Annotated in this window: 8 protein-coding genes; 4 read left to right on the top strand and 4 right to left on the bottom strand. The window is 74.9% G+C overall.

Features of this window, described 5'->3' with window-relative positions; all coding sequences use genetic code 11:
• A partial coding sequence (locus HLB15_RS21190) for a sigma-70 family RNA polymerase sigma factor (protein WP_171108398.1) occupies positions 1-760 on the bottom strand: 760 nt, incomplete at its 3' end.
• Positions 761-882: 122 nt separating this feature from the next.
• A complete protein-coding gene (locus HLB15_RS21185) occupies positions 883-1,395 on the bottom strand; it encodes a mycothiol transferase (RefSeq protein WP_171108396.1) in 513 nt (170 codons plus the stop codon).
• 113 nt (positions 1,396-1,508) lie between these two features.
• On the opposite strand from HLB15_RS21185, the gene HLB15_RS21180 reads away from it, so the two are divergent.
• The 4 genes from HLB15_RS21180 to HLB15_RS21165 all read left to right on the top strand — a co-directional run bounded on the left by HLB15_RS21180 (position 1,509) and on the right by HLB15_RS21165 (position 5,385).
• On the top strand, positions 1,509-2,219 hold the full coding sequence (locus HLB15_RS21180; RefSeq protein WP_171108394.1) for a GntR family transcriptional regulator: 711 nt from the start codon (positions 1,509-1,511) through the stop codon (positions 2,217-2,219).
• 101 nt (positions 2,220-2,320) lie between these two features.
• Positions 2,321-3,082 (top strand): 3-oxoacyl-ACP reductase FabG, encoded by a 762-nt coding sequence (gene fabG / locus HLB15_RS21175; RefSeq protein WP_171108393.1) that lies wholly within the window; start codon positions 2,321-2,323, stop codon positions 3,080-3,082.
• On the top strand, positions 3,075-4,736 hold the full coding sequence (locus HLB15_RS21170; protein WP_212760186.1) for a long-chain-fatty-acid--CoA ligase: 1,662 nt from the start codon (positions 3,075-3,077) through the stop codon (positions 4,734-4,736). Before fabG ends, HLB15_RS21170 begins: the two co-directional genes overlap by 8 nt.
• Before the next feature lie 4 nt (positions 4,737-4,740).
• Positions 4,741-5,385 (top strand): TetR/AcrR family transcriptional regulator, encoded by a 645-nt coding sequence (locus HLB15_RS21165; protein ID WP_212760185.1) that lies wholly within the window; start codon positions 4,741-4,743, stop codon positions 5,383-5,385.
• Between the two features lie 21 nt (positions 5,386-5,406).
• On the opposite strand, the gene HLB15_RS21160 is transcribed toward HLB15_RS21165, so the two are convergent.
• Positions 5,407-6,081 carry a TetR family transcriptional regulator gene (locus tag HLB15_RS21160; protein WP_171108391.1) on the bottom strand — a complete coding sequence of 225 codons (675 nt, stop codon included), beginning with the start codon at positions 6,079-6,081 and terminating at the stop codon, positions 5,407-5,409.
• 60 nt (positions 6,082-6,141) lie between these two features.
• On the bottom strand, positions 6,142-7,759 hold a 1,618-nt coding region (locus HLB15_RS21155), incomplete at its 5' end, for a carboxylesterase/lipase family protein (RefSeq protein ID WP_171108389.1).

Below are 7,759 nucleotides of genomic sequence, written 5' to 3'. Positions count from 1 at the left end.
CGCCGGCCCCGCCCGCGGCGCCGGCGCCCACCGCGGCGCCGAGCGTCCCGGTCGCCACGGCCGCCGCGACGAGGTGCTGGCCGAGGTCGCGGAGCATCCAGGAGACCTCGCGCACGTCCATGAACGCGCGGGTGCAGTCCGCGCAGGAGTCCATGTGCGCCTCGACGCGCCCGCGACGGCGGGGGAGCAGCCGGTCCTTGAGGTAGTCGTGCATCGCGGCGCGCGTCGCTCGGCACTCGGGCTCGTTGACGGCCTGGGCGTGGGCGGCGGCGAAGGCTCCGGCGAGGCGTTCCTCGGCGCGGCGCAGCCGCATGGTCACCGCGTGGGGGCGCACCCCCAGGCCGTCCGCGATGTCCGAGACGGCCTTGTCGTGCACGTGCCGCTCGAGCAGGATCTCGCGGTCCTCCGCGGCGAGCGCGGCGAGGGCCGTGCGCAGCATGGCCACGTCCGCGTGCCGCTCCGCGTCGAGCTCCGCGCCGGCGGCCGGGGGCGTGAGGGCCTCGAGGGTGTCGTCCTCCACGAGGGTGGCCCGCCCGCTCTCGCGGGTCATGGAGATGGCCTCGTTGACCGCGGCGCGCCGCCAGTAGGGGGCGGGGTCGGTGATCGTGCCACCGCCGGAGACGATGCGGATCATCTTCTCCAGCGCCCGGCTGGTGGCCTCCTCGGCGTCCACCCCGGGTACCCGGGCCATGACGGACCGCACCACGTTGGGGCGGTGCACCACCCAGTCGTCGATCTGCAGTGCGCGTGCCGCCGTCATGCCGCAGGCCCCCCCTCCCGCCCCGCGATGATTCCATCGGGGTCGGCGGGCCGCGCGACGAGCCGGACGATGTGCGTCAAGGCATGCCGACGCGCAGTTCGTGCCCTGCGGTCACGGGGCCGTCAGCGCTGCCGCAGCACCACGCCCCGCGCGTACCCGGCCTGGCCGGCGTGCTGCATGTCGTCGTTGACGACGCTCACCAGCCGCACGCCGAGCGTCACCGGCGGGTCCCAGGACTCGTCGACCACGCGGTCGAGGTCCTCGTCCGACAGCGTGCCGAGGTACGTCAGCGTGCGGTCGTGCACGGCGTCGTGATAGCCGAGCAGCAGGTCGCCCGACGGCACCCGCACCGCCGCCACCTCGTCGGTGTCGTGCCCGTAACCGGTCTCCTCGGCGGGGAACGGCAGCGCGAACCGGCGGTCCCAGCCGTCGTCGGACCAGACCTGGCTCGTCCCGGCGGCGTCGGCCACGTGGTCGTCCTGGACGCGGGTCAGGTGCCACACGAGCCAGGCGACCGAGTTGGCCTCCTCGTCCACGCGGAAGGCGAGCTCGTCGGCGGTCAGCCCGTCGACGGCGCCGTGCACCGCCTCGCGGATACGTCCGAAGGCGTCGGTGAGCAGGTCGGTTCCGCGCATCAGGTGGGTCCTCTCGCAGCCGGGACGTCGTCGTCGCCACGATGCCACAGTGCCGTGTCACCGGCACGGACACCCACCCGCGAGGGCGCGGGCCCTCGTCTAGACTCCGCGGCATGGGCCAGGGGTCGCGATCGAACCGGCGCGTCGTCTACGAGACCTTGCGCCGCAAGGTGCTGACCCTCGAGCTGCCGCCCGGCGCGGCGCTCTCGGAGAACGACCTGGCTGCCGCCCTCGGGGTCAGCCGCACGCCGGTGCGCGAGAGCCTCATCCTCCTCGGCGAGGAGGGCCTCGTGCGGGTGTTCCCCAAGGTGGGCTCGTTCGTCTCGCGGGTCGACGCCGATCGCGTCGCCGACGCGCAGTTCGTCCGCGAGGCCGTCGAGCTCGCCGCGCTCGACGACGTCGACCCCGCGGCCCTCGACCCGGAGGTCCTCGCCGCGCTGCGCGAGAACCTGGCGCAGCAGCGCGCGCCCGGTGTCGACGTCGAGCGGTTCTTCGCGCTGGACGAGGAGTTCCACCACGGACTCCTGCGGTTGAGCGGGCACGGCAGCGCGTGGTCGACCGTCGTGGCCGCCAAGGCCCACCTCGACCGGGCGCGCCGCCTCGGCATGCAGCAGCCCGCCGGCCTGGACCGGCTCGCCGACGAGCACGAGTCGGTGCTCGACGCCGTCGTCGCGGGCGACGTCGCCGTGGCCCGCGACCGCCTGCGGTCGCACCTGCGCGCCGTCTTCGACGCGATCGAGCGGACGCGCCGCCGCTCGCCCGAGCTCTTCGCGGCCGAGGACGGCACGACGCCCGCGCGCCGCGCCGTGGGCGCCCGCCGCTGACGCGGCGGTACGAGCCGGCACTGGACAGGACCTCGCGCGTCCTGGCACGCTGGCGCAACTAAGCAAGCGCTTAGTCATCTCGCCACGAAGGAGTGCACGCGATGGGACGTTTCGAGGGGCGCGTGGTCGCCGTCACCGGCGCGGCGCGCGGCATCGGGTTCGCCGCCGCGCAGCGGTTCGCCGCCGAGGGCGCGTCGGTCGCCGTGATCGACCTGGACGAGGACGCCGCGGCGGAGGCGGCCCGCGCACTCACCGGCCCGGGCGACGCGATCGGCGTCGGTGCGGACGTGGCCTCGTCCGCTGCCGTCGAGACCGCCGTCGCACGTGTGGTGGACGAGCTCGGCGGCCTGCACGTGCTCATGAACAACGCGGGCGTGACGCGCGACGACCTGCTGTTCCGGATGTCCGAGGACGACTGGGACCTGGTCGTGGACGTGCACCTCAAGGGCACGTTCCTCATGACGCGCGCCGCGCAGACGCACTTCGTCGGGCAGCGCTACGGCCGGGTGGTCAACCTGTCCAGCATCTCGGCGCTCGGCAACCGCGGGCAGGCCAACTACGCGGCCGCCAAGATGGGTGTCCAGGGTCTGACCCGCACGGCCGCGATCGAGCTGGGACCGTTCGGCGTCACCGTGAACGCCGTGGCCCCCGGCTTCGTGGCCACCGACATGACGGACGCGACCGCGGAACGGCTGGGCCTGTCGGTCGAGGAGTTCCGCCGCCGCACCGCGGAGGGCAACCCCGTGGGCCGCGTCGGCGTACCGGCGGACATCGCGGCGGCCGCGGCGTTCCTCGCCTCCGACGAGGCCTCGTACATCACGGGCCAGACGCTCTACGTCGACGGCGGGCAGACCCTTGGCTGACGCGACGGGACCGGGCACAGGCACAGGCGAGGCGCTCCGCGGCCTCATGCAGGAGCGCGCCCTGGAGATCGGCGTCCTCGCGCGGCGCGCGCAGACCCTGTTCGGGCACAAGCCGGTGATCAGCGGCACCGTCACCGGCGAGACCGTCACGACGTGGGGCGAGGTGGTCGACCGCTCCCGCAGGCTCTCGGCGGCGCTCGACCTGCTCGACGTGCCGCGCTCGGCCCGCGTGGGCACCTTCGCGTGGAACACGGCGCGCCACGTCGAGCTGTACCTCGGTGTCCCGTCGGGCGGGCGGGTGCTGCACACCCTCAACCACCGGCTGTTCGCCGCGGACCTGCGGCACATCCTCACCGACGCCGCCGACGACGTCGTGGTCGTCGACCGGTCGCTGCTGCACGTCGTGGGCGACGTGGTCGTGGGCGCTCCGACGGTCCGCTGGATCGTCGTCGTGGACGACGGCGCCACCGACCCGCTGCCCGACGACCCCCGGGTGCTGGACTACGAGGAGCTGCTGGCCCGCGTGCCCTACCCGCCGTCGTCCTGGTCCGTCCCGGGCGGGGGACGGATCGACGAGGACGACGCCGCGTGCCTCTGCTACACGTCCGGCACGACGGGCAGGCCCAAGGGCGTGCTGTACAGCCACCGCTCGGTCGTGCTGCACGCGCTCCTCCTGCTCGGCGTCGACAGCTTCGGCATCGGGGAGCGCGACGTCGTGCTGCCGGTGGTGCCGATGTTCCACGTCAACGGCTGGGGCCTGCCGTACGCCGCGGCGACGGCAGGCGCCACGCTCGTGCTGCCCGGCCCGCGGACCGCGCCCGAGGCTCTCGCCGACGCGCTCGAGCGGCACCGCGTCACGTTCACCGCCGGTGTGCCGGCGGTCTGGCGCAGCCTGCGCCCCCTGCTGGCCGGCCGCGAGTTGTCGGCGCTGCGCAAGGTGGTCAGCGGCGGCAGCGCGCTGCCGGACACATTGTCCGCGGACTTCGAGCGGGACGCGGGCCTGCCGATCAGCGGCTCGTGGGGCATGACGGAGACGAGCCCCGTCGTCGCCGTCGGCAGGGTGCCCTCGGCGCGCGACGGCCTGCCCGCCGACGAGCGCCGCCGCCTGCTCGGGCAGCCGGGTCCGACGGTCCCGCTGGTCGACGTGCGGGTGGTGGACCCGGCCGGCCGCCCCGTGCCGCGCGACGGTGTGACGTCGGGCGAGCTGCAGGTGGCCGGGCCCACGATCGCGGGCGAGTACTTCGGCGCCGAGGCGGGCGCCGACTCGTTCACGGCGGACGGCTGGCTGCGGACGGGCGACGTCGCGACGCTCGACGAGGTCGGCACCGTGCGGATCGTCGACCGCACCAAGGACATGATCAAGTCCGGGGGCGAGTGGATCTCGTCGGTCGCGCTGGAGAACCACCTCATGGCGCACCCCGGGGTGCAGGAGGCCGCCGTCGTGGGCGTGAGCGACGAGCGGTGGGGCGAGCGGCCGCTGGCCTACGTCGTCCCGGTGGGCGACGAGCCGCCGTCGCAGGAGGCGCTGCGTGCGCACCTCGCGGAGCGCGTCGCGTCGTGGTGGGTGCCTGACCGGTTCGTCGTGCTCGACGCCATCCCCAAGACCGCGACCGGCAAGTTCGCCAAGGTCGCGCTGCGGCGCAGGGGAGACTGAGCCCGTGCCGACGCCCGACGACACCACCGCAGGCGCCCCGGACGTGCTGCCCGGCGCCGACGCGTACGGCCCGGTGCAGCGCAGGCTGCTGGTCTCGGCAGTGCGCTGCTTCGCCGCGAACGGGTTCCACGGCACCACCACGCGGGACATCGCGGGCGGTGCCGGGCTGAGCCCGGCGGCCCTGTACGTGCACTTCCCGTCCAAGGAGCTCGCGCTGTACGAGATCGTGCGGCTCGGGCACCGGCACGCCTACGACATCCTCGTCGCCGCGCGGGCAGACGGGCCGTCCGGCCCGGGCGAACGGCTCGCGGCGCTCGTCGACGCGTACACGCGGTTCCACGCGCAGTGGCACGTGCTGGCGCGGGTGTGCCAGTACGACCTCGGGGCGCTGCGCCCCGAGCACTACGAGGAGGTGCTGCGCACCCGGCACGAGACGAACGAGATCTTCCGCGTCGCCGTCGCCGCCGGCGTGGACGACGGCACCTTCGACCCCGGCCTGGACGTGCGCCGGGTCGCGCGGGCGCTCATCTCCCTGGCGATCGACCTCGTGCGCTGGTACCGGCCGGACGGCCCCGAGACCCCCGAGCAGCTCGGCGCGTTCACCGCGCAGCTCGCGCTGCGGCTCGTCGCCCGCCCCGGCGGGCGCTGACCGGCAGGCGCGTCGGCGCGCTCACTCCAGCGGTGTCGCCTCGGCGCGCAGGGCCAGGAGCGCGCGCCGGGCCGCCGGCGTGTCGGGCACGGCGGCGAGCAGCAGCCGCCCGTCCGTGGCACCGGGCGCGCCTGACACCAGCGACCGCACCCATGCCATGCCGGCCTGCAGCTCGCCGAGCGCGTCCGTCGCGCCGTCGCTGCGTGCCCAGTTGCCCAGCGCCGACCGGTGCATGGCGTCGACGAGCGCGGCCAGCCCCATGGCCTGGTGGCTCGGCGTGCCGGGCGGCAGGTGCGTGCGCAGGAACGCCGAGGTGAGGCTGACGTAGCGCTCGTGCTCGACGATCTCGCGGTTGCGCAGCTCCGGCACCAGGCGCGTGAGCCGGTAGCGGCGGAAGACGAGCTGCGGCCGGCTGAGGAAGTCGCGCAGCGACTCCTCGGTGCCCGCGATGACCACCTCGACCGGGTCGTCGTCCGGACCGGCGGCGCGCAGCCGCCGGTCCAGGACGGCGAGCCGGGCCGAGTGGTCGGGGAACGGCAGCTCGTCCTTGCCGCCGAAGTACCGGAACACCGTGCGGCGCGACACCCGGGACGCCTCGGCCACGGCCTCGACCGTCACCGCCTCGTAGCCCTGCTCGAGGAACAGCGCCATCGCCGTCTCCGCGATGCGGTACCTGGCGTCCTCGGCCACCCTCACCCCACTTTCCTCGCCGCTGCGTCGCTCGTCCCGCGAACGCCGCGTGTCACCCGGCACAGTCTAGAAGTCGCCGGACCCGAACCTGCCGACGGAGACCTGCGCGTGCCGGTCGTCGGCGTCGAGCACCACGCTCTGCGGCCACTGCCCCCACCGCACGCCCAGGTCGCGGGTCTGCGGGCTGCCCGTGCGCACGAACTGCCGGAGGCTGCCCTGCATCAGCCCGGACAGCTCGAGACGGCCCGGCTCGTTCTGCCGGCTGAACGCGTAGGAGAACACGGTGCGGCCGAAGGTGCCGAAGACGAACGGCAGGTCGATGGCGTGCACCGCGCCGTAGACGTCGTCGAACGGCGGCGGTTCGTTGTCCCACGCGAACTGGTAGTAGTACACGCGATCGTTGCCCGAGCCCTGCACGGCGTTCATCGAGTCGCGCGCGATGCCGGTGAACACCAGGTCGGTCAGCTCGGCGGACGCCTCGTCCCAGCCGCCCGGCTCGTCCACGGGCAGGTACTCGTCGACGAGGAGGTCCCGGACCGTCCACGGCGAGGGCCGGTCGGGGTCGAACTCGTACTGCATCGTGAACCGGTCGTAGTCGCTGGGGCGGTGCGCGCCGATCAGCCCGCCGAAGAGCTTGCCCTCCTCGAGCGTGTTGCCCGCCAGGACCGGCACGTGCCGTGCCGCCCCCGCCGCGAGCGCTGCGTACGGGTCCCGCGGCACGACGGCGCCGTCGGCGATCACGGCGGGCGTCGCGTCCAGGCCGTGCCGCAGCGCGAGCCGGACGAGGTCGTCGGCGGGCATCCGGCGCAGCAGCCGGGCGCCGGCGTCCGGCCCGTCGAGGCCCGCGTCCTGGGCGGCGGCGCGCGCGAGCCGGTCGGCGTAGTCGCGCGCCGCGTCGGGCGCCGTCGTGCTGAGGCCGCCGCTCATCGGCACGGCCTTGTCGACCAGCCCGCGTGCCTGGGGCGAGACGAGCAGGGCCCACACGTTCACGGCGCCGGCGGACTCGCCCATGACGGTGACGTTGTCCGGGTCGCCGCCGAAAGCGCGCGCGTTGTCCCGGACGAAGCGCAGGGCCGCGACCTGGTCGAGCGTGCCGTAGTTGCCCGAGTCGGCGACGGGGTCGCCCGTGGTCCGGTGCGGGGCCAGCCAGCCGAAGAGGCCGAGGCGGTAGTTCACGGTGACGACGACGGCGTCGGTCTCGCGGGCGAGCGTACGGCCGTCGTACATCGGGTCGGCGGAGTAGCCGACGACGTTGCTCCCGCCGTGCACGAAGACGACGACCGGGAGGTCGCGCCGTGCGGTGGCGGGGCGGGACACGTTGAGCGTGAGGCAGACCTCCTGGCCGACGGGCTGCCGGAGGCCGTCGCGCACCTCGAGGTCGTAGTGCGGGCCGTCGGGGGAGGGGCTGAAGAACCGGCCGGGCTGGATGCACCCCTCGCCGTGGGTGCGTGCCGGGCGCACGCCGTGCCAGCGGTGGTGGGGCACGGGCGGCTTCCAGCGCAGCGTGCCGACGGGCGGCTCGGCGTACGGGATGCCGAGCCACGACCAGGTCCCGGTGGTGCGGTGGTCGTCGACGCCGAGCACGGGGCCGAGGGTCGTGTGGCGCAGCACGGCGCCCGGGTGCCGGCCGTGCCCGGGCGTGCCGTCGACCGCCGCTGCCGGCCCGGGGGTGCCGAGGCCGGCC

Source organism: Promicromonospora citrea, from assembly GCF_013004695.1.
Classification (GTDB): domain Bacteria; phylum Actinomycetota; class Actinomycetes; order Actinomycetales; family Cellulomonadaceae; genus Promicromonospora; species Promicromonospora citrea.
Note: the sequence above shows the minus strand (reverse complement) of the source record. Positions and strands in the feature narration are given on the sequence as shown.